Raw genomic sequence first — 16,945 nt, 5'->3', positions numbered from 1 at the left:
GGGCACAGTTGCGCCCCCCGGTATCAGAACGCGCTGTTGGCGGTTTCGCTCACATCCTTTTTGCAGGGTTTCCGGTCCTCAGGCCGAGCAACTGGCTCCGCCCAGAACGCAGAACTTGGCGCAGTGGGGGTGGTTGAGTGACACGTCGCGCTCGGCCTCGGCCAGCGTTCTGCCCAATTCGAACTCGGGATCGTAGGGCAAGAGCGTGCAGGCAAGCACCGCCGGGTGCTCGGCGCCGCGCCGCTTGACCACCATGCGCGAGGACGCACACATCACGCTATCCGGTGATTTGCCCAGTTTGTCCCAGCACGCGGTGGTGATCTCGGGCACCTCGACGCTTTCGTCCATTTCAGGAAAGAGTACGGTCACAGCGGGGTCGTTCGCGTCGATATCAAAGCCGTGCTGCGCATAAAGCGCCGCATAGCCTGCGCGCGATGCGCTCTCGCTCTCGTGCCATACGGTGCGCCCGGCGACGGCCATGCGGGCGCCGATCTGTTTCAGCCAGGCCATGCCTTCGAGCGTGCGGGCGAAGGCGCCCTTGCCGCGCTCCTTGTCGTGCAGTTCCTCGGACCAGTGGTCGACGGAAATGCGCAAAGTCAGCCGATCGCCGTACTCCGCGACGAGCGCCTCAAGGTCGGACCTTACGGATTTGCGCATCATCGGGCGCATGGCGTTGGTCAGAATCAGCACATGATAGCCACGCTCCAGCGCGGCGCGGCTCATGGCGATCATTTCAGGGTTCATGAACGGTTCACCGCCGGTAAAGGCGATCTCGCGCACGGGCCATGCACGCGCCTCTATCTGGTCGAGGTAGTCGATCACTTCGGCACAGGTGATATACACCAGACGGTCATTGCTGGGCGAGCTTTCGATATAGCAATTGGCGCAGGTGATGTTGCACAGCGTGCCCGTATTGAACCAAAGCGTTTCGGGATGGCTCAACGCGACATGCGCCCGCGCCTCGCCGTTGGCGGTGCGCTCCGGGTCCTGAAACTTGTCTGCATTGACTAAGCCTGTTGCGACGTCTTTCATGGTACCATCCGATTATTCGTTGCCTTTCCCGCCTACCCGGTCCTTTGTTGCAAGAAAAGCCGCCGATCGGGATTTGACAGAGTTGTGAACGCTGTGGTGGCTGTTACTCTTGCAGAATTGCAAAGGGAGGTCTTGCCATGGCGTCGCGCGTCATACCTGTGGAACCATTCGATCTGGTGATCTTCGGTGGCACCGGCGATCTGGCCCGGCGCAAGATTTTGCCCGCGCTGTTTCGGCGCTTCTGCGCCGGGCAGATGGGCACTGATGCGCGCATCGTGGGCGCGGCGCGCGCCGAGATGGACAGTGATGCCTACCGCGCCTTTGCCCGCGAGGCGATCGTTGAATTCGACGATAACGAGGCATGCGCGGCAGATCATCTGGACGGGTTTCTCAAGCAATTGAGCTATATTACGCTGGATGCCCGCGGTGACACCGGTTGGCAGGCGCTGAAAGGCACGATGCGCGCAGGGATGGTGCAGGCGTTCTATTTCTCCGTCGGGCCGGGATTGTTTGGCGATCTGGCAGAACGGCTCCACCGTCACGGTATCGCCGGCCCCGAGAGCCGGATCGTGGTGGAAAAACCCTTTGGTCGCGATCTGACATCGGCGCAAACCCTGAACAAGGGGCTGGCGCAGCATTTCGATGAAAGTCAGATATATCGGATCGATCATTACCTGGGAAAGGAGACCGTGCAGAACCTGATGGCGATCCGGTTCGGCAACACCCTGTTCGAGCCGCTGTGGAATGCGCAGTATGTCGATCATATCCAGATCACCGTGGCCGAATCGGTGGGGGTCGGCACGCGCGGCGGCTATTACGACAAATCCGGCGCGATGCGGGACATGATGCAGAACCACCTGATGCAACTGTTGTGCCTCATCGCGATGGAACCGCCGGCAAAATTCGATCCTGCCGCGGTGCGCGACGAGAAGCTTAAGGTCATCCGTGCACTGGACCCTGTGGGGGCAGAGGACGTGGTGCGCGGCCAGTATGAGGGCAATGGAGAGCTGCCCGGCTACCGCGATCAGGTCGAGGATCGTGAAAGCCGCACCGAAAGCTTTGTCGCGATCAAGGCCCGCATCAGCAACTGGCGCTGGGCCGGTACGCCATTCTACATGCGCACCGGCAAGCGTCTGAAAGCGCGAGCGAGCGAGATCGCGGTCGTCTTCAAGGATGCGCCGCATTCGATTTTCGGCGCGGCTGCCGGGCGGCATCGCAATATCCTGACGATCCGGCTGCAACCCAACGAGGGGATCGAGCTGGGCGTGACGATCAAGGAACCGGGGCCGGGCGGGATGCGTCTGGTCGATGTGCCGCTCGACATGAGCTTTGCCGAGGCGCTGGGGCCGGAAAGCAGCGATTTTCCGGATGCATACGAGCGGCTGATCATGGATGTGGTGCGTGGCGATCAGACCCTGTTCATGCGCGGTGACGAGGTCGAGGCGGCCTGGGCCTGGGTCGACCCGATCATCGCGTCCTGGCAGGATCCGGACAGCGCGCTGATCCCATATGCGTCGGGCAGTTCGGGGCCGGATGACGCGCTGCGGCTGATGCACAAGGATGGACGGCGTTGGCGGGAGATCAAGGCATGAAACTCATAGAGTATGCAGATAGCGAAATGATGGCGATGGCGCTCGCCGACATGATGGCGAGCGAGTTGCGCGCGGCACTGCGACAGCGCGACCGCGTGCTGCTGGTCGTGCCTGGAGGCGGGACGCCGGGGCCGATCTTTGACGATCTGTGTGGCGCGCGGCTGGAATGGGAGAGGGTAGATGTGCTGCCGAGCGACGAACGTTGGCGGCCAGAGGCGCATATCCGTTCAAACGCGCGACTGATCCGCGAACGGCTGCTGGTGGACGAGGCCGCGGCGGCGCGGCTGCTGCCGATGTACGCCCGCGACCGGACGCCCGAAGAGGCGGCCGCCGAACTGACTGAGGCGATCACGCCCGGCCTGCCGATATCCGTGCTGCTTCTGGGGATGGGGGCCGACATGCATACCGCCTCGCTGTTTCCGCGCGCCGACAACCTGTCGCTTGCGCTGGGGCCGAACGCGCCGACGCTGGTGCCGATGCATGTGAAAGGCGAGCCGGAGCCGCGTATCACCTTGTCGGCGCGAGTGCTGAACGATGCCATGGCCAAGCATCTGGTGATTACGGGCGAGGCCAAGAAGGCAGCGCTGGAACGGGCGCGCGGGCAATCGCCCGAGGTGGCGCCCGTGGCGGCGGTGATGGACGATTTACTCGTGCATTGGGCGCCACTCGCGGAGGAAGCGCATGTGGACTAGACTAAAGGCGCTGTACAATGCGCGTATCTCGCGAAAAATCATCGACCTTTTCGAGGATGACAAGCGCGCGGGCGAATATTCGATCGACGCCGATGGGCTGCTCTTCGATTATTCCAAGACGCAGATTGATGCCGAGGTGCAGGCGGCCCTGATCGCCTTGGCCGAGGCGCGCGGTGTGGTGGCCCGGCGGGACGCGATGTTTGACGGTGCCGCGATCAACGAGACCGAGGGGCGCCCGGTGCTGCACACTGCATTGCGTAACCTTTCGGGCGGCCCGGTCAATGTGGACGGCGCCGATGTGATGCCGTGCGTGCGCGAGACGCTGGCGCGCATGCAGCGCTTTGCGGCAGATCTGCGCGACGGGACGTTCAGAGGGGCAGGCGGGACGATCACCGATGTCGTCAATATCGGCATCGGTGGGTCGCATCTGGGCCCCGAAATGGCCACGCTGGCGCTGGGGCCATATCATGATGGGCCGCGCTGCCATTTTGTGGCGAACGTGGATGGCGCCGACATCGCGGATGCGCTGGCGGGGCTCGATCCGGGGCGCACGCTGGTGATCATTGCCTCCAAGACTTTTACCACTATCGAGACGATGACAAACGCCCGCACGGCCTTTGACTGGATGGCGGGTGGCGTGGCCGCACCCGCAGCGCAGTTCGTCGCGCTGTCGTCGGCACAGGACAAGACCGCCGAATTCGGTATTCCGCCCGAACGGGTCTTTGGCTTCGAGGATTGGGTTGGCGGGCGATACTCGGTCTGGGGGCCGATTGGCCTGTCGCTGATGCTGGCCATCGGGCCGGAGAATTTCGAGGCGCTCCTACGCGGGGCCGAGGAGATGGACCGTCATTTCCAAAGCGCGCCACTGGCGCAGAACATGCCGGTTCAACTGGCGCTGGTGGGTCTCTGGCATCATCAGATCTGCGGGTATCCGACGCGCGCGGTGCTGCCCTATGATCAACGGTTGGCGCGGCTGCCCGCCTATCTGCAACAGTTGGAGATGGAATCGAACGGCAAGAGCGTGGCGATGGATGGCACCGCGCTATTTTATCCCAGCGGGCCGGTGGTCTGGGGCGAGCCCGGCACCAACGGGCAGCACGCATTCTATCAGCTGATCCATCAGGGCACGCAAGTCGTGCCATGCGAATTCATCGTCGCCGCAACCGGGCATGAACCGGATCTGGCGCATCAACATACGCTGTTGGTGGCCAACTGTCTGGCACAGTCCGAGGCGTTGATGCGTGGCCGCAACCTGGAGGCCGCGCGCGCGCTGATGCAGGCGGCAGGGTTTGATGGGGACGAGTTGGAGAGGCAGGCGCGGCACCGTGTCTTTGTGGGGAACCGGCCATCCACCACGCTGATCTATGACCGGCTCAGCCCGCGGCGACTGGGGCAGATCATCGCGCTCTACGAGCACCGCGTGTTCGTCGAGGGCGTCATTCTTGGGATCAACTCTTTTGATCAATGGGGTGTCGAGTTGGGCAAGGAACTGGCCAAGGCCTTGCAGCCCGTTCTCGAAGGACAGGCCGGGGATAAGGACAAGGACGGATCGACCCGGCAACTGGTGAAATTCGTGCAATCCAATACATAGCGGCCTGCTCTCAGAACCCGGAGCAATCGCGCCGCCCCTTCACCGCGCAGGCGAGGATTGCGCGGAAACGTGCCGATGGGGTGCCCGACGCAAACATTTTTCGGAACCGGAGCGCGGTCCGAGGCGTAGAGCACATATATAGCAAGTGACGCGGACGGGCTTCCCGGACCGCCGATCAACGCATCCTAAGGAAAAGGGATCAATAGATGAAATATTGGACATATGCAGCCGCCGCCGTCGCCATGCTGGGCCTTTCGGCCTGCGATACGATGACTTCCGAACAACGTACTGTCGCCGGTGTGGCGGGCGGCGCTGCTGCCGGGCTGATCACAGCCGAGGCGCTGGGCGCCAACAGTAACTGGCGCGTGATTTCGGCGCTCGCCGGGGCCGCCGCAGGTACTGTCGTCGCGCAAAACCAGCAGGCCAAGGTCTGTGCCTACGCCCGTGGCGACGGCACCTATTACGAGGCACCTTGCCCGTAAGCTTTGCCCGCAATCAGCGAGTAGAGAAGAAACAATTCAGGCGCGACCCATAGGGTCGCGCCTGTTTCCGTTTCGCGTCTGTCCGAGGAGGAACGCGGTAGCGTGCGGGCCGGTCGTCAGCCCCGCAGGATACTCCGCCCGGCATATTCTGCCGTCTCACCCAGCAGTTCCTCGATCCGGATCAGTTGATTGTACTTTGCCAGCCGATCCGAGCGCGCGAGGCTGCCGGTCTTGATCTGGCCGCAGTTCGTGGCCACGGCGAGGTCTGCGATGGTCGCATCCTCGGTTTCGCCCGACCGGTGCGACATGACGTTGGTCATCCGCGCCCGGTGCGCCATGTCGACGGCCCGCAATGTCTCGGTCAGGGTGCCGATCTGGTTGACCTTGACCAGCATCGAATTGGCCGCGCCGTTGGCGATCCCTTCGGCCAGGCGCGCGGGGTTGGTGACAAAGAGGTCGTCACCGACCAGTTGCACCTTGTCGCCGATTGCCTGCGTCAGGGCGATCCAGCCGTCCCAGTCATCCTCTGCCATGCCGTCTTCGATCGAGATGATCGGATAGTCGGCAGCGAGCGATTGCAGATAGGCGACGTTTTCATCTGATGTCAGCGATTTTCCTTCGCCCGAAAGGACATACTTGCCGTCCTTGTAGTATTCCGTCGCCGCGCAATCCAAGGCGAGGTAGATATCCTCGCCCGGCTTGTATCCGGCCTTTTCGATGCTGCGCAGGACGAAGTCGAGCGCTTCCCTGGTCGATGCGATGTTGGGCGCAAAGCCGCCTTCGTCGCCGATACCGGTGCTGAGGCCCGCTGCTGTCAGTTCCTTTTTCAGCGTGTGGAACACTTCGGCGCCCATGCGCACCGCGTCGCGGATATTGTCCGCGCTGACCGGCATGATCATGAATTCCTGAATATCGATGGGATTATCAGCGTGCTCGCCGCCATTGATGATGTTCATCATCGGCACGGGCAACAGGCGCGCAGAGGTGCCGCCGACATAGCGATAGAGCGGCTGGGCGGTGAATTCGGCGGCGGCCTTTGCCACGGCCAGGCTGACGCCGAGGATCGCGTTCGCGCCCAGTCTTCCCTTGTTCGGGGTGCCGTCCAACTCGATCATGCTCAGGTCAACGCCAACCTGTTCCGTCGCGTCCATCCCGACCAGCGCATCGGCGATCTCGCCGTTGACGGCGGCTACGGCCTCCAGCACGCCCTTGCCCAGATAGCGCGCGGCGTCGCCATCGCGCCGCTCGACCGCCTCATGCGCGCCGGTAGATGCGCCCGAGGGCACAGCGGCCCGGCCCATCGTGCTGTCTTCGAGGATCACATCGACCTCGACCGTGGGATTGCCGCGACTGTCCAGTATCTCGCGTGCGTGAATGTCGATGATGCTGCTCATGTGTGGTTCCTTGCAGATGAAATAGGTTTGCGTCGATTTAACAAAGCGCCGCGGGAAATGGAATTGGCTCGATTACAGTGGCCCCTTGGGCTTGGCTTGCCGGTAGGCGCGGCTTGCCAGCCTTTGTTCGCGCACCAGTGTGTAAAGCCCCGAAGCGATGATGACCGCCGCGCCGATCAGCGTCCAGAGATCGGGGCGCTCGCCCAGCAATGTCATGCCGAGAATCAGCGCAAAGATCAGGCGCGTATACCGAAATGGGGTTACGGCGGCGACTTCTCCGACGCGCATGGCCCCGACGATGAAGTAATAGCCTATGACGCCGAACACCATCGCGCCAAAGAGGTAAGCCCAGCTGACCGGTTCCAGCGGCGACACGTCGCCCTGAAACATCAGCAGTATCGCGCCGGTCGGAACCATGGTGCCGAAAGCGTAGCAGGACAACTGCATCGAAGACACGCTGGAGGGAATGGCGCGCGTTGCAAGGTCGCGAATGGCGAGACCGACGACCGACACGATGGCAAAGATCGACGACGCCTCGAATGCATCCATGCCGGGGCGCACGATCATCATTACGCCCAGCATGCCGACCAGAATGGCTGACCAGCGCCGCCAGCCCACTTGCGCCCCCATGAAGAGCGCGGCCCCCACGGTGACCGCCAGCGGCGTCGCCTGAAGGATCGCCGACACCGTCGACAGATCCGCCAGCGCCAGTGCGGTCACGTAGCTGATGGCGGCGATGATCTCGCCCGCGTTGCGCAGCATCACGGCGCGCGTCAGCAGGACTCCGCTGAACAACCGGCCGCGCTGCATTTTGGTCAACACGGCGAAGACAAGGCAGCCTGACGTGCCGAGCATCATCAGAATCTGGCCGACAGGCAGGACGAGCGAGAGCTGTTTGACAAAGTAGTCTTCCAGCGCGAACCCGGCCATTGCCAGAACCATCAATGCACTGCCGCGCAGGTTATCCATGGGATTGCCCTTTCAGGGGTGTCAGGCGTCCAGTGTGACCCAGATCGGCACGTGATCCGATGGCTTTTCGCGGGCGCGGATTTCCTTGTCTATCTGGCAGTCGGTCAGCAGGTCCGCACATTGCGGACTGAGCAGGAAATGGTCGATGCGAATGCCATCATCGCGGTTCCACGCGCCGGCCTGGTAGTCCCAGAACGTGTAATGGCCGGGGCCTTGGGTGCGGGCGCGGAAAGCATCGGTAAACCCAAGGTTGACGATCCGACGGAACGCGGCGCGGCTTTGTGGCAGGGCAAGCGCGTCCTTGCTCCAGGCTTCGGGGCGTTTGGCATCTTCGTCTTGTGGGATTACATTGTAGTCTCCGGCCATCAGGAATGGCTCTTCGAGCGTGAGTAGATGCTGCGCGCGGGCGTGCAGGCGCTCCATCCAGGCCAGTTTGTAATCGTATTTCGGTCCCGGTGCGGGATTGCCGTTGGGCAGGTACAGACCGCAGACTCGGACCGGGCTTTTGTCGCCCATCACCGTCGCCTCGATCCAGCGGGCCTGTTCATCGCTGTCGTCACCGGGCAGGCCGCGCGTGATGTCTTCCAAAGGCAGTCTGGACAGGATGGCGACCCCGTTAAAGCCTTTCTGGCCGTGGGTTTCGACGGAATAGCCGCGATCCTCGAAGATATCGCGCGGGAACGCCTCGTCGACCGATTTGATCTCTTGCAGGACGACCACATCGGCGTCGGCCTCATCGAGCCAGTCGGGCAGGGCCTGAATGCGGGCCTTGATACCGTTGATGTTGAAGCTCGCGATTTTCATGGGGGCCCCTCTCTGCAGCCCTTTCTCTATCGCGCATGGGCCGGGCAAGGGCAAGCTGTGCGGAGGATGGGCGATGTGAATCGCGTCTGTGGCGGCGGTGAGTCGGCCACGGCGAAGATCGATTCGAGCATTCTGCGCGGCAATTCCGCCCGATGGGGCTGTGTGGCGCGCAACCAATAGTAGTAAATGGTGCCAATTTTTCGACTTTTAGAGATCGCTCAGGATGTATCTGGCCGGATCTCGCTCAGTGATTGAAATTCAAAAAACACAATAAAAACATATTTGTAACGGTATTTGGTGACGGGATGTTTCGATTCCCTCCAGGTGAGGGCCTCAAATTGCTCTTGGCAATGCAATTTAAACGTGTAATCGTCTCGCTGTCTGCAACTACAATCTGGGGAGATTGAAAATGACTGCACAACTTAAAGAAGTATTTAACGCTGAACTGACGAACCTGGAACAAACTGCCAGCCTGCATGATGGCTCGGCTGTCGAGGCATTCACCTCTTCGCTGGGACCCGTGATGGGCGCCGATGCCGGGCTTGGTGATGCGATTGAAATGTTCACGTCTTCGCTGGCACCTGCGGCGCACGCCTATGCCGGTACAGGGGACGCAACCGAGATGTTCACATCCTCGCTCAGCCCTTCGGCCACAACCGAAAGCCAGGCCGGCGATGCCGTGGAAATGTTCACCTCTTCGCTGGCACCTCGCGCCGAAAGCAATGTGGCAACCGGCGACGCGGTCAGCCTGTTCACCTCTTCGCTGGCAACGGCAAGTGGTGAAGCGGTTGGCGCATTCACCTCTTCGCTGAGCCCGAGCAGCGATGTGAGCGCAGAAGACGGCGACGCGGTCGAGATGTTCACGTCGAGCCTTTGATCACGCAACTGAACGGGGCGGCTGCCCGAAGGCAGGCCCAACAGCAGGAAGGAAAGACCAATATGGAAAACGTCGTCCCGCTCAATGCCCCGTTCCAGCAACGTAGCAAGGCTGCGCGACAGGCGGCCTTGCTACGATCCTTTGCCAATCACCGGCGCAGCGGCGACGATGTGTTCTGGCTCAAGGAGAATGCCGAGGCGCTGAACATTCTGGAATGCACGGGCGCGCGACCTGCGCCCGGGGATCTGGAAGTCTACGCTGCGTTTTACGATGATATCGAACGCCGGATGGAGTTCTTTCCGCAGTACTACCGCTTCCTGCTGTCGATATGCCTCGATCTGGAGGATCTGGTGGGCGCGGGCGGAAAAGGTCAGCGTCTGGCCGATTGGGTGGCCCGCGAGGGGTTGGCCCAGGCCGAATTGTCGGACCTGCAACGCGGCGAGGCACGCCGCCTGTGCGCGCGGCGCGGGGTTGATCCGCTGATCGGGGATGCAGGGCTGAGTGACCGGTTGCGCGAATTTGCCTCTCGCTCGGATACCTTTGCGATGCCGAACAAGAAGGCCGCTTACGAGCTGACCCATATCGTCTTCTACCTGTCCGAGTACGGCCGCCGCGATCCGGAATTGCCCGAGGAGGCGATAGATAGCCTGATCTTTGCGGGCACGTTGGCGTTTCTGGATTTCAACGTCGATCTGCTGGCCGAGATCTGCATCGCATTGCGCCATGCGGGCCAGACCCCGCCCGATGTGTGGGAAATCTGGCTGACGCAACAGGTGCGCTGCTTCACCCTGACCTCCGATCCGGCGGCACCGCTGGGTGACGATTACCACGAATACCTGATGCTGAACTGGTTCATGGCCCAGTCGGGGCAGGGCGGGTTTGCCGCACAAGTACCCGAAGGGCGCGTTTGCTTTCGCAGGACCCGGCCACGTTCCGGCCCACTGCGCGAGTTGTCCGAATGCATCTACTCGATGGGCCGCACCCGGTCGGGTGACTGGGAGGCGATGCGCGATCCGGTTTCGGCGCGGCTTTCGCACGAGGCCCACGCCGCACTGGTCGCGGCAGAGGCGGCAAGCGACCGCTTTGGTCAATTCTTTGCGGGCTTTGCCCGGGTGAACCTGCGCGAGGTGCGGGCATGAACGCTCTTCGGCTCGGGGGGCCGGTTCTGGCGGGTGTGGTCCTGACAGCGGTCTATACCTTTCTCATTTCGGGGGCGGATGCGATCACCAAGATGTTCGCCGCCTCCTATGCCGCGCCGCAGCTCTTTGCGCTGTCAGGTGCGGTGGTGGCCGGGTTGAGCCTGCTGATGAACCGGCGCGGCGCGACGCCGCGCACGATGCGTACCAAGTGCCCGCGCGCGATGGCGCTGCGTGTTGCTGCGACCATTTTTGGGGCAATGGCGTTCTTCTATGCCTTCCGCCTGCTTCCCTTTGCCGAGGTGTTCCTGTTCATCGCGATGATCCCGCTCTTTACCGCGCTCCTGTCAGGGCCGGTGCTGGGAGAGGCGGTCCGACCGCAGGCCTGGGCGGCGTTGATGCTGGGATTTGTCGGGCTGTTGTGCCTCTTCCCCGGCGGATTCGCGACGGTCACGATGGGCCATCTGGTGGCCTTGGCGGCAGTGTCGCTGGGCACCGTGTCGATGATGGCTTCGCGCTATATCGGGGTGCGGGACGACAATCTGTTGCCGCAGGTGTTCTACCCCAATTTCGGCCTGATGCTGGCCAGCCTCGCTGTGCTGCCCTTCGTCTATCAGAGCATGCCTGCCGCCGATTTTGGTTGGGCGCTGGTCTATGGCACGGTCCTGTTTTTTGCACGCTGGGTGTTGGTCGCTGCGTTCAAGGCCATGCCCGCCTATGTGATCACGCCGCTGATGAACTTGCAGTTCGTGTGGATGGTGGTGCTGGGTGCCGCAGTATTCGGCGAAGTGACGAGCGGCTTCGTCTATCTCGGGGCTGCAGTGGTGATCACGGCCGGGGTCTGGTTGATCCGGGATCAGGCGGTCGCCATGCATGGCGTCCGGCCAATCCGGCTGCTCAGAAAAGAGCGGATTTATCCGGCAGAGTAGGTGTGGTGTCTGACTGGCGCGAGAGCTTGCGCCAGCGGACGTTGCCCGGCGCGGCGTAACCGTCGCCCAAGGCTACATCGAGAAGGACGTCCCACAGCCGCATGAACTGCTGGCATTGGGGTTGTCGATCACGAAACGCGCGCCGATCAGTTCTTCGGTGAAATCGATCGTGGCCCCGGCAAGGAATGGCAGCGATATGCTGTCCACGACCACTTTCTGGCCTAACCCTTCGAGCACCAGGTCGTCCTCGGCAGGCGTGTCCAGCTTGATCTCGTACTGAAAGCCCGAGCAGCCGCCGCCTTCGACGGCGACGCGCAGGGCCTGACCCTGATCGCCTGCGCCGATCTCGCTGAGCCGTTCGAATGCACGGTCTGTAACGGTGGGGGGCAGGTTCATCGTTGTCTCCTGATACGCGGACGATAAATCATGGCAGCGGTTTCGCTGCTCTGACGAATGCAATATATGTGTGACGGGAACAGGCGACAAGGACCAGCAGATATGATGGCGCGTATTGCGGCCAGCCCCGGATCTTCGCGCGGGCGGTTGATGAATGAGGAAGAGAGCCTCTACCGCTCCTGCTTTCAACGGGATCGTGACCGTATCATCCATTCCAGCGCCTTTCGGCGGCTCAAGCACAAGACGCAGGTCTTTGTCGAACATGAAGGCGATTATTATCGCACCCGCCTGACGCATTCCATCGAGGTGGCGCAGGTGGCGCGCACGATCACCGGCGCGTTGGGGCTGAATCCCGAATTGACCGAAGCCGTGGCGCTGGCCCATGATCTGGGACACACGCCGTTCGGACATACCGGCGAAGACGCGTTGCATGCGCTGATGGAGCCTTATGGCGGGTTTGATCACAACGCGCAGGCGATCCGCATCGTGACCGCGCTGGAGCGTCATTATGCCGAGTTCGACGGGCTGAACCTGACCTGGGACACGCTGGAAGGTATTGCCAAGCATAACGGACCCGTGGTTGCCGAACCGGGCGCGGAGCTGCCCTATGCGCTGGCCGACTACAACGCCCGCCACGACCTTGAACTGCACACCCATGCCAGCGCCGAGGCGCAGGTGGCCGCGCTCTCGGACGATATCGCCTATAACAACCACGATCTGCATGATGGGCTGCGCGCGGGTCTGTTCACCGAAGAAGAGATGGCGGCACTGCCGATCATCGGCGATTGCTACGCCGAGGTTGACCGCCTTTATCCGCGGCTTGATCCCTACCGGCGACGGCACGAGGCGCTGCGGCGGGTTTTTGGCGTCATGGTCGCTGACGTGATCGAAACCTCGCGCAGCGCTATCAAAGAGGCCGATCCGGCAGATACCGACGCGGTGCGTCAACTGGGGCGGCCGGTGATCCTGTTCTCGGACACGCTCTGGCGCGATCTGCGCCAAATCCGGGAGTTTCTTTTTACGCGTATGTACCGCGCTCCGTCAGTCATGGAAAAGCGCGCGCAGGTGACAAAGGTGGTTCACGATCTCTTTCCCTTCTACATGGAGCATCCCGATTATCTGCCGCGACGCTGGCAGGCCGATGTCGCCGCCGCTGGAACAACTCAGGCGTTGGCGCGTCTGGTAAGTGACTACATCGCCGGCATGACCGACCGGTTTGCGCTGTTGCAGCACGCCCGCCACCTGGACGGGCCGGGCGACACTGGCTCCTGGGGGGGATAACGAAACATGGCAATCGATGCAGCGGCGAACGATGCGATCCCGGCGGTCATGGCTTTCGCGCTCGTGGGGGTGACGGGCGTCGGGGCACAATGGCTGGCGTGGAAGCTGCGCATGCCCGCCATCGTGCTGATGCTGATTGCCGGGCTGGTGATCGGGCCGGGGCTGGGGATATTTGTCCCCGAGCGTGACATCGGCCCGTTGATGGGACCTATGATCAGTGTTGCCGTGGCGATCATCCTGTTCGAGGGCGGCATGACGCTGAACCTTCATTCGCTGCGCGAGGCGGCGGTGGGGGTGCGGCGGCTGGTGCTGATCGGCGCGCCGGTGGGCTGGTTGCTGTCGGCGTTGGCGCTGCATTTCGTTGCGGGGCTCGGCTGGGCCAGTTCAGCAGTGTTCGGCGGGATCATGATCGTGACCGGTCCGACAGTGATCGCGCCGCTGTTGCGGCAGGCGCGGCTGTCCAAGCGCCCCGCGCAGTTGCTGCAATGGGAGGCGATCGTCAACGATCCGATTGGCGCGCTGGCAGCGGTTCTGGCCTTCGAAGTGGTGCTGGTGACTGCGGCCGCGAACACCTTTTCCGATGCGCTCTGGGACATGGTCATCGGGATCGGGACGGCCAGCGCACTGGGGCTGGCGGCTGGTTGGCTGATCGCCGAAGGGTTCCGGCGGGGTCGGGTGCCGGAGTACATGAAGGTGCCGGTGCTTTTTGCGGTGCTGCTGCTGGCCTTTGCGTTGTCGGATTACGTGCTGCACGAAAGCGGGCTGCTGACCGTGACGATCATGGGATTTTACATCGCCAATGCGGGTCTGCCCAGCTATGCCGAGCTGCGTCGGTTCAAGGAGCATGCAACGATCCTGCTGGTATCGGGCGTGTTCGTCCTGTTGGCCGCGTCGATGAATCTGGAACGGTTGTCGATGCTTGGCTGGAATACCGTGCTGTTCGTCCTGGCGGTGATCCTGGTGGTGCGCCCACTGACGGTGATGATCTCGCTGGCGTTCAGCAATGTGCCGATGCGCGAGCGACTGCTCGTGGCGTTGACCGGGCCGCGCGGCGTGGTGCTGGTGGCGGTGGCCGGGCTCTTCTCCGAGCGGCTCTTTGCTGCCGGGATCGAAGATGCAGCGATCCTGACGCCGCTGGCCTTCGCGCTGGTGGCGGCGACGGTGGTGTTGCACGGCTTCTCGTTGCGGCCCATAGCGCGGTCGCTCGGGCTTGCCGGGGGGCAGGTTCAGGGGGTGATCTTTGCGGGCGGGTCGCAATTCGCGACCTCCTTTGCCAAGGCCCTGAAGGAACAGGATGTGCCGATCCTCCTGACCGATCCGAACCGCGCCCGGCTGCGCAGCGCGCGCGAGGCCGGGCTGCCGATCTATGTCGGCGATATCCTGTCGAACGGTGCCGAACACGGTGTCGAATTCATCAGTTTTGGCCGGATCGTGGCCGTGTCGGACAATGATGCTTTCAACACGCTCGTCGCCACTGACCTGGCGCCGGAATTCGGACGCGAAAACGTGTTCCAGCTCAAGCGGGCCAAGCAGGACAGCCAGCGGCATGCACTGCCCGCCACGCTGGGCGGGCGGGTGTTCTGCGGCGGGTTGCGTTATCTGGAGCTCGCGCAGCGCATGGCGGATGGCTGGTCGGTGCGCGCGACGCTGCTCACGGAGGAATACGGACTGGAAAACTGGCAGGCCGACAATCCGGACTCTGTTCCGCTGGCAGAGATGGTTCCGGGACGTGAATTGCGGCTGCTGGCGGCGGACGCGGAACTGCGCGCCACGCCGGGCAAGCTGCTGATTGCGCTGTCGCCGCCGCGCAAGAGCGGTGTCAACGACTCTGACAAAGGCACCGCATCTGATTGACGCAGCGCGCGGGGCTGTTAAAGCATCTCGACATATACCCGGCGCGGCAAAATGCCGAATTGTCGGCGCAACATATGGGTGTTGTGGGTGTTTCGCGAAAAGCTGTGGTTCAGGTTTTGTGCGAAACGCAACAGATCACCCGGCGACCCAAAGGATGATCCGATGAACCTCTTTACCGAAATCCGCAGTGCCGTGATCCAGGCTCTAGGTGTGCTAGAATCCGACGGCGTGCTGCCCGCAGGCCTTGACCTGAGCAACGTGACGGTGGAGCCGCCGCGCGATCCCGCACATGGCGACATGGCCACCAATGCCGCAATGGTGCTGGCCAAGCCCGCAGGCAAGAAGCCACGCGACATCGCCGAGGCGCTGGCGGCACAATTGGCTGCCGACCCGCGCATCTCCTCTGCCGAGGTCGCCGGGCCCGGATTTCTGAACCTGCGGCTGGCGGATGACCAGTGGCACGGCGTTCTGCGCGCGGTACTGAAGGCGGGCGCCGATTTTGGCCGCTCCGATCTGGGGCAGGGGCGGCGCGTCAATGTCGAATATGTCAGCGCCAACCCCACGGGCCCGCTGCATGTGGGGCACACCCGGGGAGCGGTCTTTGGTGACGCGCTGGCCAGCTTGCTTGATTTCACCGGCCACGATGTGACGCGCGAATACTACATCAACGACGGTGGCGCGCAGGTCGATGTGTTGGCCCGCTCGGTCTATCTGCGCTATCTCGAAGCACACGGGCAGGCGGTTGCGTTCGAGGATGGCACCTATCCCGGCGATTACCTGATCGCGGTGGGCGAGGCGCTGAAATCCAAGGTGGGCGACGCCTATGTCGGGCAGCCCGAGTCCGTCTGGCTGGTCGATGTGCGCGAATTTGCAACCGAAGCGATGATGGAGCTGATCCGGGCCGATCTGAAGGCACTGGGCGTCGAGATGGACGTGTTCTACAGCGAGAAGTCGCTCTATGGTACGGGCCGGATCGAGGCGGCGCTGGAGGCGCTGGACGCCAAGGGGCTGATCTACGAGGGCGTGCTAGAACCGCCCAAGGGCAAGCTGCCAGAAGATTGGGAGCCGCGCGAGCAGACGCTGTTCAAATCGACCGACCACGGCGATGACGTGGATCGTCCGGTCAAGAAATCTGATGGCGGCTGGACCTATTTCGCGCCCGACATTGCGTACCATTATGACAAGATTACCAGGGGCTTCGACGAACTTATTGATGTGTTCGGCGCGGATCACGGCGGGTATGTCAAGCGGATGAAGGCCGCCGTCTCGGCGCTGTCGGACGGGCAGGTCAGTCTGGATGTCAAGCTGACGCAACTGGTCAAGCTCTACAAGAACGGCGAGCCGTTCAAGATGTCGAAACGTGCCGGCACTTTCGTCACCCTGCGCGATGTGGTCGATCTGGTGGGGGCGGACGTGACGCGGTTCGTCATGCTGACGCGCAAGAACGACGCGCCGCTTGATTTCGACTTCGACAAGGTGCTGGAGCAATCCAAGGATAACCCGGTCTTTTACGTGCAATACGCCCATGCGCGTGTTTGCAGCGTGATGCGCAAGGCCGCGGCCGCGGGGATCGACGTGTCGGATGCCACGCTCAAAACCGCTGACCTCAGCCTTATCTCGCATGAGGCAGAGCTGACGCTGGCCCGCAAGATCGCCGAATGGCCCCGTCTGGTCGAGGTGGCGGGGCGCACAAACGAGCCGCATCGCGTGGCATTCTACCTCTATGATCTGGCAAGCGATCTGCACAGCCTGTGGAATCGCGGGCATGACATGCCCGAGTTGCGGTTCCTGCAAGAGGGTGATCCGGCCACAACGCAGGCGAAAATCGCCCTCGCGCGGTCCGTGAATCTTGTTATTTCTGCAGGTCTTGGTATTCTCGGCGTCACTCCGGCTGAAGAGATGCGGTAAACCGCACG

General features: G+C 62.5%; 15 protein-coding genes. 10 read left to right on the top strand and 5 right to left on the bottom strand.

The genetic code is table 11. The annotated features are described in order from the left end of the window. Positions 1-78: 78 nt before the first annotated feature. Positions 79-1,032: a radical SAM protein gene (locus tag O3306_RS03615; protein WP_272003434.1), complete on the bottom strand. Its 954-nt coding sequence runs from the start codon at positions 1,030-1,032 to the stop codon at positions 79-81. A gap of 137 nt (positions 1,033-1,169) precedes the next feature. Between O3306_RS03615 and zwf the strand changes: the two genes are divergently transcribed. From zwf to O3306_RS03595, 4 genes are all read left to right on the top strand, one after another. Then, positions 1,170-2,624: a glucose-6-phosphate dehydrogenase gene (gene zwf, locus O3306_RS03610; RefSeq protein WP_272003432.1), complete on the top strand. Its 1,455-nt coding sequence runs from the start codon at positions 1,170-1,172 to the stop codon at positions 2,622-2,624. Further along, positions 2,621-3,316, top strand: a complete 696-nt coding sequence (pgl, locus tag O3306_RS03605; RefSeq protein WP_272003430.1) for a 6-phosphogluconolactonase — start codon at positions 2,621-2,623, stop codon at positions 3,314-3,316. The genes zwf and pgl overlap by 4 nt, the downstream gene beginning before the upstream one ends. Next, on the top strand, positions 3,306-4,907 hold the full coding sequence (gene pgi, locus O3306_RS03600) for a glucose-6-phosphate isomerase (protein ID WP_272003428.1): 1,602 nt from the start codon (positions 3,306-3,308) through the stop codon (positions 4,905-4,907). The genes pgl and pgi overlap by 11 nt, the downstream gene beginning before the upstream one ends. A 206-nt stretch (positions 4,908-5,113) precedes the next feature. Continuing rightward, positions 5,114-5,389 carry a glycine zipper 2TM domain-containing protein gene (locus O3306_RS03595; RefSeq protein WP_272003425.1) on the top strand — a complete coding sequence of 92 codons (276 nt, stop codon included), beginning with the start codon at positions 5,114-5,116 and terminating at the stop codon, positions 5,387-5,389. A 116-nt stretch (positions 5,390-5,505) separates the two neighbouring features. Here O3306_RS03595 and eno read toward each other — a convergent pair whose 3' ends face one another. The 3 genes from eno to xth form a co-directional block, all read right to left on the bottom strand. Continuing rightward, positions 5,506-6,783 carry a phosphopyruvate hydratase gene (eno, locus tag O3306_RS03590; protein ID WP_272003423.1) on the bottom strand — a complete coding sequence of 426 codons (1,278 nt, stop codon included), beginning with the start codon at positions 6,781-6,783 and terminating at the stop codon, positions 5,506-5,508. Between the two features lie 72 nt (positions 6,784-6,855). Further along, positions 6,856-7,752, bottom strand: a complete 897-nt coding sequence (locus tag O3306_RS03585) for a DMT family transporter (protein WP_272003420.1) — start codon at positions 7,750-7,752, stop codon at positions 6,856-6,858. A 21-nt stretch (positions 7,753-7,773) separates the two neighbouring features. Further along, positions 7,774-8,556 (bottom strand): exodeoxyribonuclease III, encoded by a 783-nt coding sequence (gene xth / locus O3306_RS03580; protein WP_272003418.1) that lies wholly within the window; start codon positions 8,554-8,556, stop codon positions 7,774-7,776. Between the two features lie 409 nt (positions 8,557-8,965). Here xth and O3306_RS03575 point away from each other — a divergent pair, with 409 nt between their 5' ends. The 3 genes from O3306_RS03575 to O3306_RS03565 all read left to right on the top strand — a co-directional run bounded on the left by O3306_RS03575 (position 8,966) and on the right by O3306_RS03565 (position 11,498). Further along, entirely contained in the window at positions 8,966-9,433 is a 468-nt protein-coding gene (locus O3306_RS03575; protein WP_272003415.1) for a DUF6749 family protein, read from the top strand. Between the two features lie 62 nt (positions 9,434-9,495). Further along, positions 9,496-10,572, top strand: coding sequence for a DUF6902 family protein (locus O3306_RS03570; RefSeq protein WP_272003413.1), 1,077 nt, complete (start codon positions 9,496-9,498; stop codon positions 10,570-10,572). Beyond that, complete coding sequence (locus tag O3306_RS03565) at positions 10,569-11,498, top strand: DMT family transporter (protein WP_272003411.1); 930 nt, start codon at positions 10,569-10,571, stop codon at positions 11,496-11,498. The genes O3306_RS03570 and O3306_RS03565 overlap by 4 nt, the downstream gene beginning before the upstream one ends. A 72-nt stretch (positions 11,499-11,570) precedes the next feature. Here O3306_RS03565 and O3306_RS03560 read toward each other — a convergent pair whose 3' ends face one another. Continuing rightward, the gene (locus O3306_RS03560) at positions 11,571-11,894 is read right to left on the bottom strand and encodes a HesB/IscA family protein (RefSeq protein WP_272003409.1); all 324 of its coding nucleotides are present in this window, start codon (positions 11,892-11,894) and stop codon (positions 11,571-11,573) included. Between the two features lie 102 nt (positions 11,895-11,996). On the opposite strand from O3306_RS03560, the gene O3306_RS03555 reads away from it, so the two are divergent. From O3306_RS03555 to argS, 3 genes are all read left to right on the top strand, one after another. Then, positions 11,997-13,175, top strand: a complete 1,179-nt coding sequence (locus tag O3306_RS03555) for a deoxyguanosinetriphosphate triphosphohydrolase (RefSeq protein ID WP_272003405.1) — start codon at positions 11,997-11,999, stop codon at positions 13,173-13,175. Between the two features lie 6 nt (positions 13,176-13,181). After that, positions 13,182-15,029, top strand: a complete 1,848-nt coding sequence (locus O3306_RS03550) for a cation:proton antiporter (RefSeq protein WP_272003402.1) — start codon at positions 13,182-13,184, stop codon at positions 15,027-15,029. A gap of 162 nt (positions 15,030-15,191) precedes the next feature. Beyond that, complete coding sequence (argS, locus tag O3306_RS03545; protein ID WP_272003399.1) at positions 15,192-16,937, top strand: arginine--tRNA ligase; 1,746 nt, start codon at positions 15,192-15,194, stop codon at positions 16,935-16,937. The last annotated feature ends 8 nt before the right edge of the window (positions 16,938-16,945 follow it).

Origin of the sequence: Roseovarius sp. ZX-A-9 (assembly GCF_028369135.1) — a bacterium.
Taxonomy (GTDB): Bacteria; Pseudomonadota; Alphaproteobacteria; order Rhodobacterales; family Rhodobacteraceae; genus Roseovarius.
This window is presented reverse-complemented; position numbering and strand designations above follow the sequence as displayed.

What these genes read in the sequence shown, in the direction of transcription:
- O3306_RS03615 (WP_272003434.1), bottom strand. Translation starts at nt 1,032, where the DNA reads ATGAAAGACGTCGCAACAGGCTTAGTCAATGCAGACAAGTTTCAGGAC.
- zwf (WP_272003432.1), top strand. Translation starts at nt 1,170, where the DNA reads ATGGCGTCGCGCGTCATACCTGTGGAACCATTCGATCTGGTGATCTTC.
- pgl (WP_272003430.1), top strand. Translation starts at nt 2,621, where the DNA reads ATGAAACTCATAGAGTATGCAGATAGCGAAATGATGGCGATGGCGCTC.
- pgi (WP_272003428.1), top strand. Translation starts at nt 3,306, where the DNA reads ATGTGGACTAGACTAAAGGCGCTGTACAATGCGCGTATCTCGCGAAAA.
- O3306_RS03595 (WP_272003425.1), top strand. Translation starts at nt 5,114, where the DNA reads ATGAAATATTGGACATATGCAGCCGCCGCCGTCGCCATGCTGGGCCTT.
- eno (WP_272003423.1), bottom strand. Translation starts at nt 6,783, where the DNA reads ATGAGCAGCATCATCGACATTCACGCACGCGAGATACTGGACAGTCGC.
- O3306_RS03585 (WP_272003420.1), bottom strand. Translation starts at nt 7,752, where the DNA reads ATGGATAACCTGCGCGGCAGTGCATTGATGGTTCTGGCAATGGCCGGG.
- xth (WP_272003418.1), bottom strand. Translation starts at nt 8,556, where the DNA reads ATGAAAATCGCGAGCTTCAACATCAACGGTATCAAGGCCCGCATTCAG.
- O3306_RS03575 (WP_272003415.1), top strand. Translation starts at nt 8,966, where the DNA reads ATGACTGCACAACTTAAAGAAGTATTTAACGCTGAACTGACGAACCTG.
- O3306_RS03570 (WP_272003413.1), top strand. Translation starts at nt 9,496, where the DNA reads ATGGAAAACGTCGTCCCGCTCAATGCCCCGTTCCAGCAACGTAGCAAG.
- O3306_RS03565 (WP_272003411.1), top strand. Translation starts at nt 10,569, where the DNA reads ATGAACGCTCTTCGGCTCGGGGGGCCGGTTCTGGCGGGTGTGGTCCTG.
- O3306_RS03560 (WP_272003409.1), bottom strand. Translation starts at nt 11,894, where the DNA reads ATGAACCTGCCCCCCACCGTTACAGACCGTGCATTCGAACGGCTCAGC.
- O3306_RS03555 (WP_272003405.1), top strand. Translation starts at nt 11,997, where the DNA reads ATGATGGCGCGTATTGCGGCCAGCCCCGGATCTTCGCGCGGGCGGTTG.
- O3306_RS03550 (WP_272003402.1), top strand. Translation starts at nt 13,182, where the DNA reads ATGGCAATCGATGCAGCGGCGAACGATGCGATCCCGGCGGTCATGGCT.
- argS (WP_272003399.1), top strand. Translation starts at nt 15,192, where the DNA reads ATGAACCTCTTTACCGAAATCCGCAGTGCCGTGATCCAGGCTCTAGGT.